1 protein-coding gene is annotated in these 696 nt (G+C 28.4%); it reads left to right on the top strand.

The window, feature by feature from the left end; all coding sequences use genetic code 11:
* On the top strand, nucleotides 1–402 hold a 402-nt coding region (locus tag NK213_RS17850), incomplete at its 5' end, for a hypothetical protein (RefSeq protein WP_253351724.1).
* Between the last annotated feature and the right edge of the window lie 294 nt (nucleotides 403–696).

The raw sequence follows: 696 nt of genomic DNA, 5'->3' as shown, positions 1-696 counted from the left end.
ATAAATCAATATATGAAAAACAAATCTTTTATTATATCAGATTTAATTTACAGACTTTCTTGCACACTCCCTTTTATATTACGCTACGGCTACAAATTTGTTAGATATTTTCTTTTACTGTCACTGAAAAACGAATTATTTGCAGCTCCTCCGGGAGCAATAGATACTTTTTTGAAGGTTTATATAACTGAAGCATTTGATAAAGGGGAGTTTGATCCTAAGTATACTGTTGATTATATTTACAGAGCTCTCTATTCATCTCTGCGCGGAGCTACATTTGACTGGTGTCTTAATTCGGGGCAAAATGACCTTCGTTCAGCTTATTCTTCTACATTGAATATTCTGCTTGATGAGTTTATAAACTCCAAAAATAAAACTCCAGCTAAAAATCTGGTTCAATAACTGCAAAAAACATCGTATGTTCAATAATTTTATTTTGATCATGCGATGTTTTTTAGTTACCAAAACCATATTAATATTTTTACATACGATATTATACCTGAAAAAATACATATAAACCCTGATATAAATGAAAAAATAATTCTTGTTTTTTTATTGAATTTTCTTTTGGAAATCACCCACAGCAGATAAAATAAACTCATATTAATAAAGATACTTATACTGTACTTATGTCAATAATGTGGACACATTTATCTTGTCTATTATGAAATTTTTTTCAAATATTCTTTAGGAGAT

Source organism: Sebaldella sp. S0638 (assembly GCF_024158605.1).
GTDB lineage: Bacteria > Fusobacteriota > Fusobacteriia > Fusobacteriales > Leptotrichiaceae > Sebaldella.
Note: the sequence above shows the minus strand (reverse complement) of the source record. Positions and strands in the feature narration are given on the sequence as shown.